The following is an 18,359-nucleotide window of genomic DNA, read 5'->3' as shown; positions in this document are numbered from 1 at the left end:
GCTAAGGTGGATAGAAAGAGAATTGTCCAAAAACATAATCCTAGAATCAATCAGATAGAAACCTTATCTCCATTATCTATTGGGAATGGTGAATTTGGTTTCAGTGTAGATTTTACAGGGCTACAAACATTCCCATATGTGTATGAAACCCCTTTAGGAACCCAATCAAATTGGGGGTGGCATTATAGTAGAAGGAAGAATTTATTTGATGAAACGGATATAGAATATCAGACTTTTGAACATTCTGGGAGAGATATCTTATATCCAATGAAGCCTGGAAATAAAGAAAAAGCGTATCACTGGCTACGACAGAATCCACATCGATTGCAACTTGGTCAAATTTCTTTTCAATTCTTAGATGAAAATGAAAAGATGATAGACACAAATGCTATTACTCAAATTGATCAAGAGTTGGATCTCTGGTCAGGAATCATAACCAGTAAGTATAGGGTGAATGGTGAAGCGGTGTTGGTAAAAACAGTTTGTGATCCAAATTCTGATTCGATTGGCGTTTATGTAACTTCCGCATTATTACAAGCAGGCAGACTGCAGATTATTCAGTCATTCCCCTTGCCTGATGTTAGCCATGATAGCTGGGATAAAGCGACTACTTTGAACTGGGAGCATGATGAAAGGCACAAAACCTTTGAATTAAGTGTAGACGAGCAAGCAGTGATTCTAAAACGGATGATGGATAAGGATAGTTATTACGTACGATGGGAGAAAAATGGTGCAAGCTTTACACGTCTTGACTACCATCGCTATAAAATAATTCCTCCGAGTCACCAAAGTGAATATTGTTTTACTGTTTCGTTTAGTTCTACGGAAATCACAAAAGTTCATGTAATGACAGATATGATGAAAGCTTCTCAACAATATTGGGAGGATTTTTGGGAAAAAGGAGCTTTTGTTTCCTTCGAGGGGAGCGTCGATGTCAGATCCAATGAATTAGAGCGGAGAGTAATTTTATCTCAGTATTTAACAGCGATTCACAGCAGTGGAACTATTCCGCCACAGGAAACAGGGTTGATGTACAATAGCTGGTTTGGTAAGGCCCATTTGGAAATGTATTGGTGGCACAGTGCTCACTTTCCGCTTTGGGGTAGAGCAGATAGATTAAACAATAGTTTACATTGGTTTAACACGGTTTTACCAATAGCAAAAAAAATAGCCACCCAACAAGGATTCAATGGTGCTAGGTGGCCAAAAATGGTAGGAATCGATGGGAAACAGAGTCCATCGCCTGTAGCACCTGGACTTATTTGGCAGCAGCCACATCCTATTATGTTAGCAGAGTTGCTTTATCGAAGTAGTGAAACTGTGACGGTGCTTAACCAATATAAAAAAGTAGTATTTGAGTCTGCCGATTTTATGGCTGATTTTGCAAGTTGGGATCCAAAGGAAAAGGTGTACGTCTTGGGACCACCGTTAATCCCTGCGCAAGAATGCCACAGAATGGAGGATTCCAAAAACCCTCCATATGAAAATGAATATTGGAAATATGGATTAGAAATTGCCATAAAATGGGCCAAAAGATTAGGGCTTTCTCCAAGTGAAAAATGGGTTCATGTTGCTGCTCATTTAAAGCGTCCTCGAGAAAAAAATGGAGTTTATTTAGCACATGAAAATTGTGATAATACGTTTTCTGAAAAGAACTATGATCATCCTTCAATGGTTGCGGCATTAGGTATCCTTCCGGGATCATTAGTTAAAAGGGAAACAATGCTCCATACATTATTAAAGGTGAAAGAGGAGTGGCAATGGGATACGGCTTGGGGATGGGACTTCCCGATGTGTGCGATGACAGCAGCGCGTTTAGGAGAAAAAGAGCTCGCAGTCGAGTTTTTATTGATGGAGACAGTGAAAAATACGTATTTACCTAATGGACACAATTATCAGCGACCAGGGTTAACTGCATATTTGCCAGGTAATGGCGGGCTACTAATTGCCATTGCAATGATGATAGCAGGCTGGGATGGATATGACAGTGGAGACTATCCAGGGTTTCCTAAAAACAATAAGTGGCTTATTCAGGCGGAAGGGTTTCAAGCCTATATATAACAGCTTCGGATATTAGTGAGGAGGAGATGTTTTGTTTGATAGTGTCCCTGATCGAAATAAACTTATTTTGCAGTATCCAGCTTCATGGTGGAGAAATATGTGGCGAGAAGCATTGCCATCAGGTAACGGAGAAGTGGGAGCAGCTGTCTATGGGGCGGTAAATAAAGAAACGATTTTAATTAATCATTCTGAATTATGGCATATGGGTGTAAAAGGTAAATTACCCGATGTCAGTCAATCTTTAAAAGAAACGCGAGCTTTAATGAATGAAGGGAAATTTCAAGAAGCGAATTGGCACTTAACAAATACTGTGAAAGAGAAAGGTTATTATTCCAAATTATCTTGTCCGCTTCCATTAGTCGATTTACGATTGGAGATGCTTTGTGAGCAAGGCTTTAGTGAGTATAGCAGAGGAATTAATATGGAAACAGGTGAGGTAAGTGTCAAATGGTGTGAAAATGATACGACATTTACTAGAAATTTATTTGTATCCAGAGCTGATAATTTAATAGTCTATAAAATTAGTGCAAATAAGGTAAATGCTATTAAGGCTGTGTTAGGTTTTTCCTTACATCAAACAGATTCACCTAATATGAAAGATAGGTACAGTAAGCTATCCAGTACAGTGAAAGTTCAAACCAAAGATAACTTTCTATTTTATAAAGCTACAAATGAAGATCACAAGGATTTTGGGGCAGTTGCCAGAGTAATAACTGAAGAAGGTGACTTAATTTCTGAGCAAGGAAAGTTACGTTGTGCAAATGCTAATAGTCTATTAATACTTATCAAGGTTTTTGTTAAAGCAAGCAGTACATTACAATGGCCAATATTAAAAGAAGCGTTAAGTGAAAAAGATGGTAACTATGAGAAATTACTACATGCACACCTACGAATTTATCAGCCATTGTATTTTTCCTCCACTTTACAACTAACAGAGGAGCAAGAGCATTGGTCTAATGAGGAGTTGCTTTTACAGGCATATAAAGGAAATGTTCCAGTAAAACTCTACGAAAAACTTTGGTCCTTTGGAAGATATTTGTTTATTTCTGGAACAAATGTAGACGGTCAACCTTTTTCGATGTATGGATTATGGCATGGAGACTACCATCTTATGTGGAGTCACCGGATGGCAAATGAAAATATTCAAATGATGTATTGGCATAGTTATGTAGGAGGGTTGGCTGACTTTAACCTTTCCTTCATTAATTACTATGAGCGTTTAATGGCTGATTTTCAAGATAATGCGAAGAAGTTATTTGGTTGTCGTGGAATCTATATACCAGCAGGAACAACTCCAGGATTAGGTAAGCCGAATCAATTGGTGCCGGTGATCATGAATTGGACTTCTGCTGCAGGATGGTTAGCACAGCATTTTTTTCAATATTATCAATTTACTGGAGATAAAGAATTTCTTAAGCAAAAGGCATTACCATTTATGAAGGAGGTAGCGGTATTTTATCAGGATTTTTTAGAAGTGGGAACAGATGGGTTCTATCAATATTATCCTTCCGTATCACCAGAGAATACCCCTGCCAATTTTATGCCAGAAAGTAGTAAGCCAGTAGCCCATCCGATGCCGACAACCATAAATGCTACGATGGACTTTGCAGTGATGAAAGAATTGCTAACTAATCTAATAGAAGGTAGTTCAGTAGTTTCAATGAATCAACGGGAACTCCCGGTATGGAAGGAGATGCTTGAAAAGATTCCTACTTATCAAATGAATCCAGACGGGTCAATCAGAGAATGGATGAGTGATTATTTTGAGGATAATGATCAACACAGGCACCTGTCCCATATCTATCCAATTTTTCCTGGGCAAGAGATCATAAAAGAAAAAGAAGAAGTGTTATTTGAGGGATTTCAAAAAGCAGTTCAAAAAAGAGAACTAGGAGCACAAACAAGCTGGTCCTTCGCTCATATGGCAAGCATATATGCAAGGTTACAAGATCCTGTAAAAGCGCGTATTTGTCTTGAACATCTTTCGCGATCCTGTTTATTAAATAACCTTTATACGGTTCATAATGATTGGCGTAATATGGGGATGACGATGGAGATTGACTATGCACCGGTTCAAATGGATGCCAATTTAGGGATAGTAAATGCCATTCAGGAAATGTTAATCTATGTGTCACCGACGATGATTAAACTCTTGCCAGCCTTACCGGATCAATGGAAAACAGGGAAGGTAAATACCTTTCATTTCTGTACAGGTACCATAAGCTTTCGTTGGGACTTACAAATGGGGACATTTTCGACTGAAATAAAGGCGAATCGAGAAACAAATATCCTCCTCTATTTACCTTCATACTTCTCAGGTTACAATTGGCAAGGAAACTATGAGGAATTGCAAGCCGACTTAGGGAAAAAATATTACCAAATAAAAATGGCAGGAGAGCAAACCTTAGTGTTTTTTTCTAAATAGAAGGGGGATGAATATGCAAAACTCAGGGATTATCGGTAGATTTTATGTGATTGCAGATTGGATTTATAAATTTTCATTTGCTAATATCTTTTGGATGGTATGCAATATACCAATCATTTTTATTTTGATCAACCTTTTATTAGCAGATGAGATAGGCGTGATAGGGGTATTATTCGGCTCCATACTATTGCTATCTCCTTTTGTTTTTTTTCCATCTACTGTTGCATTATTTTCGATTGTAAATCAATTTATTAGAAAAGAAGATATCAATTTATGGCGTGATTTTTGGCGTTTTTATAGAGTGAATTTTAAGAAAAGCATGAAACTAGGGGTAATATTTACCGTCTTCTGGGCTGTTCTGATTATAGACTTTTTCTATGTGGTGAAATTAGATAACGGTATCCTCTCATACGTTTTTATTGTCTTGGGATTTTTTGCGCTAGTTTATAATTTGCATGTTTTCTCTGCCGCTGTAAATATCGACAGTAACGTTCAAAGTCTGTTAAAACAAGTAGCTGTTATCATGTTCGGTCATCCACTTTTATCCATGTCACTGGGATTGCTTAGTATCACCTTTTTTTATGTAATGACACAATGGTTAACTTATCTCATCCCTTTATTTTCTGGTTCCATTATAGTATTTATAGCACTGCTTGTTTTTATAAAGCTCCAAACAAGTTCGATAAAAATAAAGAAGCACTGATCCTAAGAGATCAGTGCTTTTTTGACAATCGTTGCTTTGCTTGAAGCAAGTGTTGAAATTGCTTTTCGAGTTCTTCTGATGGTTCCATACTTAACCTGCTTAATACATCTGTTATTTTTGTTTCGATGATTAACAATTGTTCTTCCTTGTCATCCAGCACATCTGTTTCTTCGCGATTGTTAAATTGTTGATAATTTCCTTCAAAATAGGTAATTTCTTGTTCTTCGATAGCAATTATTTTGGTTGCAATCTTTTCGACGAACCTACGATCGTGGGAAACGAAGATGACAGTACCTTCGTATTCCGACAGCAATTTTTCCAGTGCTTCCAATGCTTCTAGGTCTAAAAAGTTGGTTGGTTCATCTAAGACTAGTGTATTGCTGTTACTTAGAAATAACTTTGCAAGTGTTACTTTCACACGTTCTCCACCACTTAAAACACCTACTGTCTTATGAACCTGATCACGGTAAAAATGGAGTCTTGCCAGTACGGTCCGAATCAGTGTTTCATGGTGGTTGGAGCTTTTTTGTACATTTTCCAGTATCGAAAGCTTAGGATCCAAAATAGAAAGGTCTTGCTTGAAATAAGCTATTTTGCAGGCAGAAGAAAGGTGGATACCTTTGTCACCATTGACTATTTTTCGGATTAATGTTGTCTTGCCACTTCCATTTGCTCCTATGATAGCAAGCTTATCTCCTCCTCTTATGAGGAAATTTGCCTTTCGCCATAGCAGCTGGTCGCCAGCTTTACCATCTAGATTCTCTACTCGCACAAGAACTTTCCCTGCTATTTTTTCTTGATTCGGCAAATCCATTTTTATCGGAGGTTCTTCAAAAGGTTTTTCTACTTTCTCAAGCTTTTTCAGTCGAGTTTCGATTGATTTTGCTGTTTGCTGGAGTTTCTTTTGTTTTTTAGCAAAGTATGGTTTTGCTCCTGTTATTTTTGCCTCGGAATTACTTGTTTTCTTTGGTTTCTTAGTAGCCCTTTCGGCTTTCTCTGACTTCAAAACTAACGCTCTTTCCAATTGTTGCTTTTTTGATTGGTATTTTTCATATTCTTGTTGATGTTGTCGTGTTTCTTGGTCTTTTTGTTCTTTGAATTGTTGATAATTGCCTTTATATTCATGTAATTTCCCCTGATCGATTTCCCATATCTTGCTACAGGTCGCATCTAGGAATGCTCTGTCGTGTGATACAATCACATAAGCGCCTTGCCAATGCTTTAATGTGTTTTCTACCCATTCAATATGGTTCGTGTCTAGGTGTGTGGTTGGTTCATCTGCCAAAAGAATACTACTTCTCTTGGTGAATGCTCTTTGGATATAGTCTTGTGTAATTTCACCACCACTTTTATGATCATCAGCCGCTTTTAGTTGGGGCAGAAGCTCTACTGTCCCATAGTGTATAACAGTTCCATGCTCAGGAGGCAATTTCCCGGCCAATGTGCGTAATAAGGTTGTTTTTCCGGTTCCGTTTTTTCCCACAAGTCCAATGCGTTCTCCTTCGAATACTTCTATTAAGTCAACTTCTAATAATGTCCTTGCCTCGACAGAGATGATGAGATCTTTTGCTTGTAATAACATCTACATTCGCTCCATTTCTTTTTGGAGACAATAAAAAGCCTCCTTATTCGCATTCAGAATAGGAGGCAATACCCGTATGAAAGGCAGATGTGTATAAGTATAAGAAGGATGATCGAACTATCTCTTATACATGAGCCGGTCAATGAGTATCCATCCTATCCTGAATATTTTACATAAAGACATACGTATCCCATTGGGAAACGACACACCTTTATGAAAATATGATGAGAGAATAGGATTATAACTTCATTGGCCCAAGGCTCACCCTTTCGCTTTTAGTTAACCAAAGTGTACATAATTAGCGAGGAGAAGTCAACAGGCAAAATACAGGGGATTAAAATTGCACTTTAAATCGGCAATGATTATTTCCTTCTGTTTTGCATTGCATTCTTTCTACACGCTCTGTCCCTAACACTTTTTTAAACATCCTTGTTTCGCATTGACAGGCGATATGAAATTCTTTTGCCACGGCAAATATAGGACAATTGTATTCAATTATTTCAAATTGATTATCATCATACTGAGATAATTCTGCCATATAGCCCTTCTCGTTCTGGATATTGACGATATCTCGCACTTTGTTTAGATTGGAGGATTGATCGACAAGGTCAGTATATTGTTTTGTCAGTCGTTCTTCCCGATTTTCAAAAAGCTGTTCTACCGATTCTTTCCCATGTATTGCTTGAATATCCATTAAGAACTCGACACTGATGGATTCATAGTTGTTCGGAAATAGTCGGTTTCCCTTTGGTGTTAAAAAGAACTTTTGGATCGGTCGCCCAATATCCTGTTTCTCATGCTTACTGAAAACAAGACCATCTTTTTCTAATGTAGCTAAGTGCTTGCGAATCGCCATGTGGGTAATATCTAAATGATCAATAAATTCCTTGACAGACAAAGAGACTTCTTTTTTTAATAGCTCTAAAATCCGATCTTTAGTTGTTTTTACTAATTGCTCCATAGGGTTCCTCCTAAAATTGGCTATCCCTTTTTATTCATAGTGTTATTATACAATATCCATTTTCTTAAAAGAAATAAATGTAAATTTTATCATAAAAGAGTTGAATAAACGTTAAAAGTATTATACCATATAATTATACTTTTTATACTAAAAGGTATAATAATTATTATTGGAGGTTTTACATATGGCAAACTTTACTTTACCTGAATTAGGTTACGCATTTGACGCTTTGGAACCAAACATTGATCAAAAAACGATGGAAATTCATCATGGGAAACACCATCAAACATATGTTACAAAACTAAATGAAGCACTTGAAGGACAGGATGCTTTAGCAGATAAAAGTCTTGAAGAACTATTATCTAACTTAGACAGTGTACCTGAAAATATCCGTACGGCTGTGAGAAACAATGGTGGTGGACACTTCAACCATACGTTGTTCTGGGAAGTGATTGCTCCAGGATCAAAAGCAACTAAACCAGAAGGAGAACTAGCAAAAGCAATTGATGAAGCATTTGGAAGCTTTGATCAATTTAAAGAGCAATTCTCTAACGCTGCAACTACTAGATTCGGTTCTGGCTGGGCTTGGTTAGTAGTAAATCAAGCAGGAAAATTAGAAGTAACTAGTACGCCAAACCAAGATAATCCGATTTCGGAAGGCAAAACAGCTATCCTTGGTATCGATGTTTGGGAGCATGCATACTACTTAAACTATCAAAACAGACGTCCTGATTATATTGCTAATTTCTACCGTGTTATTAATTGGGATGTTGTCGCAGAAAAATTTCAAGCAGCTGTTAAGTAAATAAGTAATCAGTTTAAGACAAGTGGAAGGATGGAGTTATGATTCTTCCACTTGTTTTTAATGAAAGGGGATGGGTAGTGTGGCATTTGTCATAACAGCGCCTTGTGAAACAGAAAAAGCTGGAGAATGTGCAACGGTATGCCCGGTAGATTGTATAGAAGAAGGAAAAGACCAGTTTTATATCGATCCTGATATTTGTATTGATTGCGGTGCCTGTGTAGCGGTATGTCCAGTTGATGCAATTGTAGAAGAGTATGATTTAACGGAAGAGCAGGAACCTTACTTAGAAAAGGCAGAAGCATTTTTTGGTAATTAGTCATATATCCCTAGTCTTAAGCAAGGTTAATTAAAAGGAGCTTACTTATAAAGTAAGCTCCTTTTATATTTGATAAGACTATCCAATTATTCGAAGCTGTTTATATGTCATGTAAAAAATGAAAAAAACATTGCCAAAATGGTGTTAGAAAACAGTTCAAACTTCAGGAAATAATGTTATAATTTGTATGGTGATGGAAGAAGGTGTAAATGAGATGTGGAAAAAAATATTAAAGAAATCGGAACCTACACAAGAAGAATTCCGTCTAGTATATGAGATGTTTTATTCGAGAGTATATCGAGATGTATATTTCATCACAAAAGACAGTTATTTGGCTCAGGATGCTTTACAAGAAACCTTTGTGAAAGCATATAAACATATGCACCGCTTAGAGGATAAAGAGCGGATGGGAGCTTGGCTTTCAACGATTGCCACAAGAACAGCCATTGACTTATTAAGGAAACGAAAAGGAGCACGTGAGGTACTGACAGAGGATGTTATGATACAAGAAAAAAATATGCAAGAAAATAATTTTGACACGTTGTACATAGTAGAAGAGAATTTAGTGAAAGAGGAACTGCTGAATTCTTTACATGAGCTCAAAGCAGAGTATCGGGAAGTAATACTTTTGCGTTATATCCATGATTTATCCATTAAGGAGATGGCTCATTATTTAAAGATAAATGAATCAACTGTAAAAACAAGACTTCATCGTGCCCGGAAAAAGATGAAAGAAAAAGTACAACAAGATCCAAAACGACAATGGATTGGTGGTGAATCATGATGGATGAGGAATATAAGTGGAAGAAGTTACTGAGAGAAGATTATGAAAAGGTAGAAGAATCTCCAAGCTCTAAGGAAGAAAACTGGAGAGACATTGTTAGCGAAATATCGAAAACGACACAATCACAGAAGAAAATGCCAAAGAAAAGTATATTAGTAGCAGCTATGATTGCGGTAATTGTGATTGGCTCTGCTTTTGCTAGCTCAGATCAACTACAAGCATTTGATTGGATTGTGAAAATGTTTGTGACCTCAGATGGAAGTACGACACAAATTAGTCAATCAACAACAGAAGATGAAGCACCTTCAACAGATTCTCTTCCAGATTTTAATAAGATAACAACAGAAGAAGTACAAGCATATAGTGAAGAAATGGACTTTGAAGAGGCACAAGCAGTTACAGAGTTTCCCATTAGTAAACCAGCTTATTTACCCGGTAGCTATCAATTAGATACAGTCACTGTATTTTATGAAGATAATTCAGCTTTTCGAGTTCAACTTTCTTATATAGACGATAGGGATAATCTGTTGACCTTACTTCTCACCAATCAACCCAATGACTTTGCTAATGCGAAAGTGATTGATAATGGAGATACGGAAGTGAAGACAATCGCATTATCTGATGGAGAAGCACGCTTGTTGAAATTCAAGGATGACTTGTTGCAATTAGTGTGGAGTACACCTACTGTTAATTGGAAGCTGGAAGGTGCCGAAAACGAGGAAACATTGGTCAAAATTGCTGAATCGATAGAATAATGTAAGAGTTTCGTATCTAATAAAGACACGAAACTCTTTTTATGATGGAGGAATACTAAAACAAACTGCATGCCATATTCATGTTAAGTTAATATCTTATATATCCAGTGGTAGAAGTAAGCTGTTCGGTGGAGCTATATCTGGAGGTGATATGAGTGGCTCGGATTCGATAGTCAAATCCCCTCTCAATTCGGAAGTTGACACTGCCACTGACATAGGAACTGTTATTTTTAGCAAATCTTCTACTGTTCCCGGTATTTACCCATTGTCCAGTTGATTTATTTTTGACTTGTAGGTTGATGGTGCAGGAGATTTGGTGGACGGAGGAATAGCTTGAAGTATTACATCTGCCTCCCACTGTTTGAGAATCCACTCTGCGAATCGAAGCATTCCCTTCTTTAATGTATCTAGTAGACTGAACGCTGATAATATCCTCCTTTATTTGTGGAGCATTACCCTCTAAAGCATTTACCTCTGAAGTATAAAGAAAAAATCCAATAATGAGAATACATGATGTTAGTAAACCTTTAACTAACATTTGCATAAAACCATTCCTTTCCAAGGAAATTTTCGTTTCACATGTTTGACGTTTGTAGTAGGAGAAAGGTTGCAGAAAAATGCCCTTTTCCCTAGCTCATTAATCGACATTTTTAAGTGGTAACACTTTTGTTTGCAAACTTATATGACAAATAATTGTGAGAATCTAACAAAGTCTCCTCGTTTTTAGTAAACCTCGCTAATTAATCCTAAGTTTATTTGTGTCAACCTCCCAAATACATAGTCAGGGTCGCAATGCTACAATTCTTGTAATAAATGAAATGTATGCAAATGGAGGTTGAACAATGGACTACCAATTAATTAGATGTGATATGAAAGATCCGGGGGATGTTTCCGAATTAAAGACTTTAATTGAAAAAGGAGAAGTAAAACCGACAGAAATTAAGGCCATTATCGCGCAAACAGAAGGAGATGGTTATGCCAGAGGTTATGCAACTCTTGCGTTTCAGGTCCTTCTTTCTAACTATTTAAACATTAGTCATCAGGAAGTTTTCGACCAAATTCCTATGATGATGATAGGTAAAACAGGTGGTTTAATGACTCCCCACTATACTTTATTCCTCAAGAAAGAATCAAAGGAGTCACACAATGACAAACGTTTTGCCTTTGGGATTGCTTCCACTCCAGTATTGGAACCTGCTCAAATTGGGACATTAGAACAAGTGGATTTAGTTTCAGAAGCAGTGAGAGAAGCGATCAAAGATGCCGGCATTACTTCTGTCGAAGATGTGAAATGTGTGGAAGTGAAGTGTCCTTGGGGAGTAGGAGGTGCAATGGCAAAAGCTGCATCTGCTTTAGGATCTGCTGTTGCGTTAAAAGAAATAGACCGTAAGCAATTAACTGAAGATGCTATCAATCGTGATCATCGTTTATATTCAGAAAAAACATCTGTTTCTGCTGGTCAAGAGCAAACATCAGCACGAATTATCGTGATGGGTAACTCTACTACTTCTTCAAGTGATTTGAAAATAGGGGCAGGAATCATGGAAGATGCGATGGATTTAGAAGGACTCTATCGAGCATTTCGTGATGTAGGAATCACATCAGGCAGTTATTTAGATCAGGCGATGCAAAAGCGTGTAGTACAAGTGTTTGTTAATGCAGGAGCCGATGCCATACCGGATATCCGCGGGAAAAGACATACGATGCATACGGATGCATTAGCGATGCATGCAGGGATTATAGCAAAAGCGGTAGCAAATGCTGTTGTTGGCAGCTATGTAGGAGAAACGCGTATTTTGTGTTCTGCTGGATCGGAGCATCAAGGACCACAGGGAGCCAATTTGATTGCACCTGTTGTTCGAATCAATGAGAAGGGAGTAGTTGGATGAAGGTCACTGGCTGGATGAATTATCATGCTCATATTGATAAAGGATTTTTATTAGAAAATCAACAATATCAAGATATAACTGCACCAGAAAGAGCAGCTTTAACGAGAGAAATCAAAATGGTAAGAACAAAGCAAGAAATTAAACAAGCAGCCACTCAAGCATTAGAAAAAATGTATCACTATGGTACTTCCTATGTCAGAACAAATGTTGATGTAGATCCACTTTACGAATTAAGAGCGATAGAGGCTTTACTGGAAGTGCAGGAGGAATGGCGTGAAAGGATTGTTCTTGATATTGTAGCGTTTAATCAAGAAGGATTCGATCGTTTTCCCGAAACAACAGTCTTATTAGAAGAAGCGTTGAAATTAGGAGTTCAAGGAATTGGCGGTCATACAACCATGGATGAAGATGGGAAAGCACATATTGATCAAATTTTAGTGCTGGCTGAAAAAGCGGATCTTGATTGGATTGAATTTCATACAGATGAAACTGGAAGACCAGATGATTTTAACCTTCCTTATTTGGCTAAAGTGACGAAAAATCGAGGAATTGGTGATCAAGTGACAGCGATCCATTGTTGCTCATTGGCTAATATTGAAAATGGATTAGCAGCAAAAACGATTGAAGAAGTGGTTGAATCGGGAATGTCTATCACTACTTGTCCAACGGCAATAGCTACCCGATCCTTAACAAGGGTAAAGGAATTGGCTGCTGCGGGTGTTCCAATTCAAATCGGATCTGACAACTTACGTGATTTCTTTAACCCTTTGGGAAGTGGAAATATGTTGCAATATGGTCAACTACTAGCTTATACCCAACGCTTCTATGAGCCAAATGAAGTAAAAGATATCCTAGCGTGGTTACAAAAGCAACCGAAAAATAAACGGGTAGCAAATCAACTAGCCCGATTGGAAAATAAATTTGTTTATACTGTCAAAGAGGAAATGGAATTACTAGCAGAAGCACCGGCTCCAGTACAAGCATCTTTAGTAAGGATATGATAAGGAGGAATGGAATGTGACCACAAATGTTGAAGTGGAAAATGGACAAAAGGCGAATGTGGAGAAAAAGCCCATTGTGATACCAAAGTCTGGTTGGGCGATATTAACACTTCTAGCTATTTTTTTCGTATGGGAAGGGTTATCGAGATGGTTTGCAATTCCGGCATATATTTTACCCTCTCCTTTTGAAATTAGCAGTCGTTTAGCACAGGAATTGTCCATGCTTTGGGAACATACATTAACTACTCTGTATGAGGTATTGTTAGGTTTTGGCTTAAGTTTAGTTATCGGAATTCCAATGGCGATAACAATTGTTTATTCTCGTTATTTAGCCAATTCGATATATCCAATTATTATAGGAATTCAGTGTCTTCCAATGGTTTCTATTGCTCCCATACTTGTGATTTGGTTTGGGTATGGCTTAGTGACAAAAATATTATTAGCGTGTTTAATATCATTCTTTCCGATCGTAATTAATGCGGTGAATGGCTTTAGATCCCTTGATAAAGATATGCATGATTTAGGTCGGTCACTAGGTATATCCGAAGCGAAAATATTTTTTTACTTTCGGTTGCCTAATGCATTACCACATCTATTCTCTGGTTTCAAAGTAGGTATAACTTTGGCTGTTGTCGGTGCTATTGTTGGAGAGTTTGTAGCATCTGAAAAAGGCTTGGGCTATCTTCAGCTGACAGCTAATGCCCGTTTAGATACAGAATTGGTATTTGTAACGATTGTAGTGCTTGCTTTCGTTGGCATGATTCTATTCTTAATTGTTCATATGCTGGAGAGACTCCTTATGCCTTGGTATCACGCAAATAAAGCAGGAGGTGATCAGTAATGAGTAGTTACTTAAATTTAAAAGGAATACAGAAGGTATTTTATACAAAAACAGGGAACGTGCATGCGTTATCTACTATTGATTTAAAAATTGAAGCAGGTGAATTTTTATCCATAGTAGGACCAAGTGGTTGTGGGAAAAGCACTATTATGCGAATTATTGCCGGCCTGGATAAACCGTCTACTGGTAAAGTGGAAGTAAATAATGAATTGCTCACCGGCGTTGCAGACGGGGCAGCTATTGTATTTCAGAAAGATGTATTGCTTGCATGGCGGTCTGTTTTAGATAATGTATTGCTGCCACTAGAGTTAAAAGGGATTACTTGGTTTGAAAGAAAGGATCATACAACAAATAAAGCAAAAGCTTTAGAACTGTTGGAATCTGTTGGCTTAAAAGGTTTCGAAGATAAGTATCCACATGAGTTGTCTGGAGGGATGAGACAGAGGGTGTCCATATGTAGAGCGTTAATACAGGATCCAAAATTGTTACTGATGGATGAACCATTTGGTGCTTTAGATGCATTAACGAGAGAACAGATGATGTATGATTTACTAAAATTATCACATAAATACAAATTTACTACCGTTTTCATCACACATAGTATTGAAGAAGCTGTGTTCTTGTCAGATCGTGTTGTGGTAATGTCTGAACGGCCAGGAGCAATTATGAAGGAATTACCTATTGATCTTCCGCGACCTAGGGATCATCAAACACGTTCAGATAGTAAGTTTACCGAGAGTGTCAATGTTATTCGAAATATTTTTCAATCGCAAGGCATTCTAGCAGAAATTTAGGAGGAATAAACAATGAAAAAATCTGTTTTTATCCTGATTCTTTTTGGATTGTTAATGTTAGCAGCATGTCAATTAGATAATTCAGAGGCACAGGACACCAATCCGGCAAGTGATGAAACGGCAGGAGAAGTAAATGGAGCAGAAATGGAAACAATTGAATCAGCATTACCAGAGCCAGAAGTAACAGATGTAACGCTAAGGTTAAATTGGCGATTTAAAGGTGAGTTTACCCCTTTTTTTGTAGCATCTGAAAAAGGGATATTTGAGAAATATGGATTGAATGTAGAAGTGCTGGAAGGTAATGGTTCCACAAATACGATGCAAACTGTTGCTCAAGGTCAGGATGATTTTGGCGTTACCTCAACGGTAGAACCGTCGCAAGGTATAGAACAAGATATGCCAATTAAAATGATCGCATCCTATATGAATCGCTCTCCAATTATGATTGCCTCACATCCGGAGGCAGCGATAGAAACACCGAAAGACTTGGAAGGTAAAAGTATCGCGATGTCTATTTCTTCAACATTTACGAATATCTTTCCTAATTTCCTGGAGTCTAACGATGTAGATGTAGCAAAGGTTGATGCAGTTCAAGTAGAAACATCTGCAAGAAATGGCGTATTTCTTAATGGAGAAGTAGATGCAGTGGCGATTTTTTCGACTAATGAATATCCGATTTTTGAAGAAGAATTAGGAGTAGAGTTAACCCCGTTATATTTGGCGGATTATGGATATGACCTTGCTGGGCTAACTATTATTGGTAATACGAATTTCTTAGAAGAGAATCCTAATACGACTAAACGATTTCTAGCAGCGATTGATGAGGCATTTGCTGTTACATTTGAAAATAAAGAAGAAGCTATTAATATCGTACTGGATTTATTTCCGGATGCGACAGATGAAGTTACAGTTAGTAATCAATTAGATCTATTAGAGGAAATATCGATTTTTGAGAATGAACCCTATGGAACGATGAGTGAGCAAAATATGACCGATACATTAGACATTCTTGAAAAAAGTGATCTTATTGACGACAGAGTGGCATTAGATCGCTATTATACGAATGAATATTTGCCTGAATAAGCCAACTAAGATTCATAGGAATTCTTTTCTCCTGTGAATCTTTTTCTATTAAAAAGGAGGAATTGTCGTGATGTATAATGTGAAAAAATTGTGCGTTGAGAAACAAGCGGCCTTGATGGTCATTGACATGCAAAACGATTTTGTTGCTGATGATGGTGCTTTTGCACAAGCAGGCTTCCATGTTAAAAAGTATCAAGCGTTAGAACCTACTATTTTAAAATTGATTGAGGTAGCAAGACGAAACAAAATACCTGTTCTATTTATACAAATGGAATATAATGATGAAAATGATGGTCATGGGGCATGGAAGGATAGACGTATAGCGATGAATCATCCAAACAGTTGTCGAGAGGGAACGTGGGGAGTTGAATTTTATCATGATTTACAACCTAAACCAGATGATTTCATCTTCAAAAAGCATCGTTATACCGCATTTATCAATCATCAATTACATAAAAGGTTAGATGATTTGGGCATTGAAACGATCATATTCGCAGGAATTAATACAAACACTTGTGTAGAGGCTACTGTGAGAGATGCTCATCATTTAGATTATCATGTGATAGTGATCAAGGATGCAACAACCTCTGCATTTATCGATGCGTACGAGCCTTCTCTTACCAATATTAGTCGACATTATGGAGCAGTGATTGATTATGACACCTTTCAATCTTTTTTTCACAGCTAGTAGAAAAAAGTATTTACATGTAAAATAAACATCAACAAAAGGTAAGGTTGGTGTAAGTATGAAAGAGATTAAGAAGCAACGTGGATTAACATTAAGGGATTTATTGAAATTAGAGCCATTAAAAGGAGCGCAACTGGTAGCTGCGGTAGAATTCGATAAGAAAATGATCGATCGTATTAATATAATGGGCTCTCCTGAGGTGGATCATTTTGTCCGGCCAAATGAATTTATTTTAACAACAGGCTACCCTTTCCGGGACAATCCTGAGGATTTAATTGTTTTTTTAGAGAAATTGGTGGAAAAAGGTGTGGCAGGAATCGGAATAAAAATAAAACGGTTTATAACAGAAATTCCTAACGAAGTATTGAAAAAAGCGGAAGAGTTACATTTTCCAATCGTGGAGATCCAGCCCACCACGGTTTTTTCAGACGTCGTTCGAGTTGCGATGGAGGAGATATTTTATCGGGAATCTGAGCATTTTGTTGCTACTTATAATCGCCTCCAAAAGTTTACTAACTCTATAGTAGAAGGAGAAAAGCTGGAAGATGTACTAGCTGAACTTGAACAGGAGCTGGAAAACCCGTTAATTATTAAGGATTTGACCGGTGATATCGTCGCTCCCTTATTATCAAATATTTTAAATGCGACAGAATTAGCTGACCTAGCTAATGTCATAGAGGGGAGAGTGGGGACAGGCTCTTTTCAAGTAGAATTAAGGGAGGAAATATTTGTTGGCTTCGGTCTTCCTTTATCTAAAAACCGAACCTCTCAGCATATTCCTTATATTGCATGTATTGAGACCAATCATCATTTAACCGATGTGGATTTTTTAACTTTAGAAAAAATTAGCACTATTCTCCTCATGGAGTTAACCCATATCCAATTTAAAGAGCAAATGGAGGAAAAATATTTGTCTCAATTTGTCAAAAGTTTACTTCGAGGAGATGAAATATCGATTGAACAGAGCGGAACTCAATCAGAAATTACGAATGTTGCTTTAGAGGAGAAGTGGTTACAGGTCTGTATTCTTCAACTAGGCGACTCCTCCACCTTCGTTCATCCATATACCTTGCTTAAGAAACAGTTGAATCAATTTGTTAGCAGTGAAGTGCTGGTCACCGAATTTAATGGCCAAATGGTTATGTTGGTAGCAGATAGGGAAAAGCAAAACCTTCATGTAAGTATGAAAATAATAGAAAATGAGATTGGGCGTTTTATCTCCTTTCATGAGGGAGCCAAAACATTCACTTTACTGATTGGAAATGAAGTGAACAAACTGCAGGATGTGTATAAAAGCTACCAACAAGCCTTACAAGTAAGGAAAATATATCAACAATACAATTTTCAAAAGCGGAGTATTTATTTTAGTGATATGCATATTTATCGGTTGCTGTATTTGTTACCGGAAACAGAGGAAATCCCCCGATACATTGCAGATCTAATAGGACCATTACTTGAGCATCCCCGAAAAGATATGCTCATCGAAACGCTGGAAACCTATTTTGCAAAAAGTAAAAATATCCGGGCTACAGCGGACCACCTCTTTACACACTATAATACGGTCGTATATAGATTAGAACGAATCAAGGAATTACTTGGACTGAACATTGATGATCCTGAAATCTCTTTAGAACTTCAGATTACGTTAAAAATAATAAAAAATTAAAAATA

General features: G+C 37.4%; 17 protein-coding genes. 14 read left to right on the top strand and 3 right to left on the bottom strand.

Annotated elements, in window-relative coordinates; genetic code table 11:
- Window positions 1-6 precede the first annotated feature (6 nt).
- The 3 genes from ACTNEP_RS14150 to ACTNEP_RS14140 are packed head-to-tail and all read left to right on the top strand — an operon-like array spanning window position 7 to window position 5,189.
- Complete coding sequence (locus ACTNEP_RS14150; RefSeq protein WP_441162675.1) at window positions 7-2,061, top strand: glycoside hydrolase family 65; 2,055 nt, start codon at window positions 7-9, stop codon at window positions 2,059-2,061.
- 31 nt (window positions 2,062-2,092) lie between these two features.
- Window positions 2,093-4,486, top strand: coding sequence for a glycosyl hydrolase family 95 catalytic domain-containing protein (locus ACTNEP_RS14145; protein WP_441162674.1), 2,394 nt, complete (start codon window positions 2,093-2,095; stop codon window positions 4,484-4,486).
- A gap of 13 nt (window positions 4,487-4,499) precedes the next feature.
- The gene (locus tag ACTNEP_RS14140) at window positions 4,500-5,189 is read left to right on the top strand and encodes a YesL family protein (RefSeq protein ID WP_441162673.1); all 690 of its coding nucleotides are present in this window, start codon (window positions 4,500-4,502) and stop codon (window positions 5,187-5,189) included.
- Between the two features lie 10 nt (window positions 5,190-5,199).
- Here ACTNEP_RS14140 and ACTNEP_RS14135 read toward each other — a convergent pair whose 3' ends face one another.
- Entirely contained in the window at window positions 5,200-6,771 is a 1,572-nt protein-coding gene (locus tag ACTNEP_RS14135; protein WP_441162672.1) for a Vga family ABC-F type ribosomal protection protein, read from the bottom strand.
- Between the two features lie 334 nt (window positions 6,772-7,105).
- Entirely contained in the window at window positions 7,106-7,732 is a 627-nt protein-coding gene (locus ACTNEP_RS14130; protein WP_441162671.1) for a helix-turn-helix transcriptional regulator, read from the bottom strand.
- A gap of 184 nt (window positions 7,733-7,916) precedes the next feature.
- On the opposite strand from ACTNEP_RS14130, the gene ACTNEP_RS14125 reads away from it, so the two are divergent.
- The 4 genes from ACTNEP_RS14125 to ACTNEP_RS14110 all read left to right on the top strand — a co-directional run bounded on the left by ACTNEP_RS14125 (window position 7,917) and on the right by ACTNEP_RS14110 (window position 10,392).
- A complete protein-coding gene (locus ACTNEP_RS14125; RefSeq protein ID WP_441162670.1) occupies window positions 7,917-8,537 on the top strand; it encodes a superoxide dismutase in 621 nt (206 codons plus the stop codon).
- A 79-nt stretch (window positions 8,538-8,616) separates the two neighbouring features.
- Complete coding sequence (locus ACTNEP_RS14120; protein ID WP_441162669.1) at window positions 8,617-8,853, top strand: indolepyruvate ferredoxin oxidoreductase subunit alpha; 237 nt, start codon at window positions 8,617-8,619, stop codon at window positions 8,851-8,853.
- Window positions 8,854-9,067: 214 nt separating this feature from the next.
- Entirely contained in the window at window positions 9,068-9,637 is a 570-nt protein-coding gene (locus tag ACTNEP_RS14115) for an RNA polymerase sigma factor (RefSeq protein ID WP_441162668.1), read from the top strand.
- Complete coding sequence (locus ACTNEP_RS14110; protein ID WP_441162667.1) at window positions 9,634-10,392, top strand: DUF4367 domain-containing protein; 759 nt, start codon at window positions 9,634-9,636, stop codon at window positions 10,390-10,392. Before ACTNEP_RS14115 ends, ACTNEP_RS14110 begins: the two co-directional genes overlap by 4 nt.
- 88 nt (window positions 10,393-10,480) lie before the next feature.
- Here the strand turns inward: ACTNEP_RS14110 and ACTNEP_RS14105 are convergent, their stop codons facing one another.
- Window positions 10,481-10,936: a hypothetical protein gene (locus tag ACTNEP_RS14105; protein ID WP_441162666.1), complete on the bottom strand. Its 456-nt coding sequence runs from the start codon at window positions 10,934-10,936 to the stop codon at window positions 10,481-10,483.
- Window positions 10,937-11,234: 298 nt separating this feature from the next.
- On the opposite strand from ACTNEP_RS14105, the gene ACTNEP_RS14100 reads away from it, so the two are divergent.
- From ACTNEP_RS14100 to ACTNEP_RS14070, 7 genes are all read left to right on the top strand, one after another.
- Window positions 11,235-12,281 carry a ring-opening amidohydrolase gene (locus ACTNEP_RS14100; RefSeq protein WP_441162665.1) on the top strand — a complete coding sequence of 349 codons (1,047 nt, stop codon included), beginning with the start codon at window positions 11,235-11,237 and terminating at the stop codon, window positions 12,279-12,281.
- Window positions 12,278-13,282, top strand: coding sequence for an amidohydrolase family protein (locus tag ACTNEP_RS14095; RefSeq protein WP_441162664.1), 1,005 nt, complete (start codon window positions 12,278-12,280; stop codon window positions 13,280-13,282). The genes ACTNEP_RS14100 and ACTNEP_RS14095 overlap by 4 nt, the downstream gene beginning before the upstream one ends.
- A 16-nt stretch (window positions 13,283-13,298) precedes the next feature.
- The gene (locus ACTNEP_RS14090) at window positions 13,299-14,123 is read left to right on the top strand and encodes an ABC transporter permease (RefSeq protein ID WP_441162663.1); all 825 of its coding nucleotides are present in this window, start codon (window positions 13,299-13,301) and stop codon (window positions 14,121-14,123) included.
- Window positions 14,123-14,917 (top strand): ABC transporter ATP-binding protein, encoded by a 795-nt coding sequence (locus ACTNEP_RS14085; protein ID WP_441162662.1) that lies wholly within the window; start codon window positions 14,123-14,125, stop codon window positions 14,915-14,917. The genes ACTNEP_RS14090 and ACTNEP_RS14085 overlap by 1 nt, the downstream gene beginning before the upstream one ends.
- A 12-nt stretch (window positions 14,918-14,929) precedes the next feature.
- Complete coding sequence (locus ACTNEP_RS14080) at window positions 14,930-16,000, top strand: ABC transporter substrate-binding protein (RefSeq protein ID WP_441162661.1); 1,071 nt, start codon at window positions 14,930-14,932, stop codon at window positions 15,998-16,000.
- A 70-nt stretch (window positions 16,001-16,070) separates the two neighbouring features.
- Complete coding sequence (locus ACTNEP_RS14075) at window positions 16,071-16,688, top strand: cysteine hydrolase family protein (RefSeq protein ID WP_441162660.1); 618 nt, start codon at window positions 16,071-16,073, stop codon at window positions 16,686-16,688.
- Between the two features lie 58 nt (window positions 16,689-16,746).
- Complete coding sequence (locus tag ACTNEP_RS14070) at window positions 16,747-18,354, top strand: PucR family transcriptional regulator (RefSeq protein WP_441162659.1); 1,608 nt, start codon at window positions 16,747-16,749, stop codon at window positions 18,352-18,354.
- The last annotated feature ends 5 nt before the right edge of the window (window positions 18,355-18,359 follow it).

Source organism: Gracilibacillus sp. HCP3S3_G5_2 (assembly GCF_052063305.1).
Classification (GTDB): domain Bacteria; phylum Bacillota; class Bacilli; order Bacillales; family Amphibacillaceae; genus Gracilibacillus.
Note: the sequence above shows the minus strand (reverse complement) of the source record. Positions and strands in the feature narration are given on the sequence as shown.

Coding starts and splice junctions, on each gene's coding strand:
- ACTNEP_RS14080 (WP_441162661.1), top strand. CDS start 14,930: ATGAAAAAATCTGTTTTTATCCTGATTCTTTTTGGATTGTTAATGTTA.
- ACTNEP_RS14115 (WP_441162668.1), top strand. CDS start 9,068: ATGTGGAAAAAAATATTAAAGAAATCGGAACCTACACAAGAAGAATTC.
- ACTNEP_RS14135 (WP_441162672.1), bottom strand. CDS start 6,771: ATGTTATTACAAGCAAAAGATCTCATCATCTCTGTCGAGGCAAGGACA.
- ACTNEP_RS14105 (WP_441162666.1), bottom strand. CDS start 10,936: ATGCAAATGTTAGTTAAAGGTTTACTAACATCATGTATTCTCATTATT.
- ACTNEP_RS14140 (WP_441162673.1), top strand. CDS start 4,500: ATGCAAAACTCAGGGATTATCGGTAGATTTTATGTGATTGCAGATTGG.
- ACTNEP_RS14100 (WP_441162665.1), top strand. CDS start 11,235: ATGGACTACCAATTAATTAGATGTGATATGAAAGATCCGGGGGATGTT.
- ACTNEP_RS14085 (WP_441162662.1), top strand. CDS start 14,123: ATGAGTAGTTACTTAAATTTAAAAGGAATACAGAAGGTATTTTATACA.
- ACTNEP_RS14125 (WP_441162670.1), top strand. CDS start 7,917: ATGGCAAACTTTACTTTACCTGAATTAGGTTACGCATTTGACGCTTTG.
- ACTNEP_RS14075 (WP_441162660.1), top strand. CDS start 16,071: ATGTATAATGTGAAAAAATTGTGCGTTGAGAAACAAGCGGCCTTGATG.
- ACTNEP_RS14130 (WP_441162671.1), bottom strand. CDS start 7,732: ATGGAGCAATTAGTAAAAACAACTAAAGATCGGATTTTAGAGCTATTA.
- ACTNEP_RS14070 (WP_441162659.1), top strand. CDS start 16,747: ATGAAAGAGATTAAGAAGCAACGTGGATTAACATTAAGGGATTTATTG.
- ACTNEP_RS14110 (WP_441162667.1), top strand. CDS start 9,634: ATGATGGATGAGGAATATAAGTGGAAGAAGTTACTGAGAGAAGATTAT.
- ACTNEP_RS14095 (WP_441162664.1), top strand. CDS start 12,278: ATGAAGGTCACTGGCTGGATGAATTATCATGCTCATATTGATAAAGGA.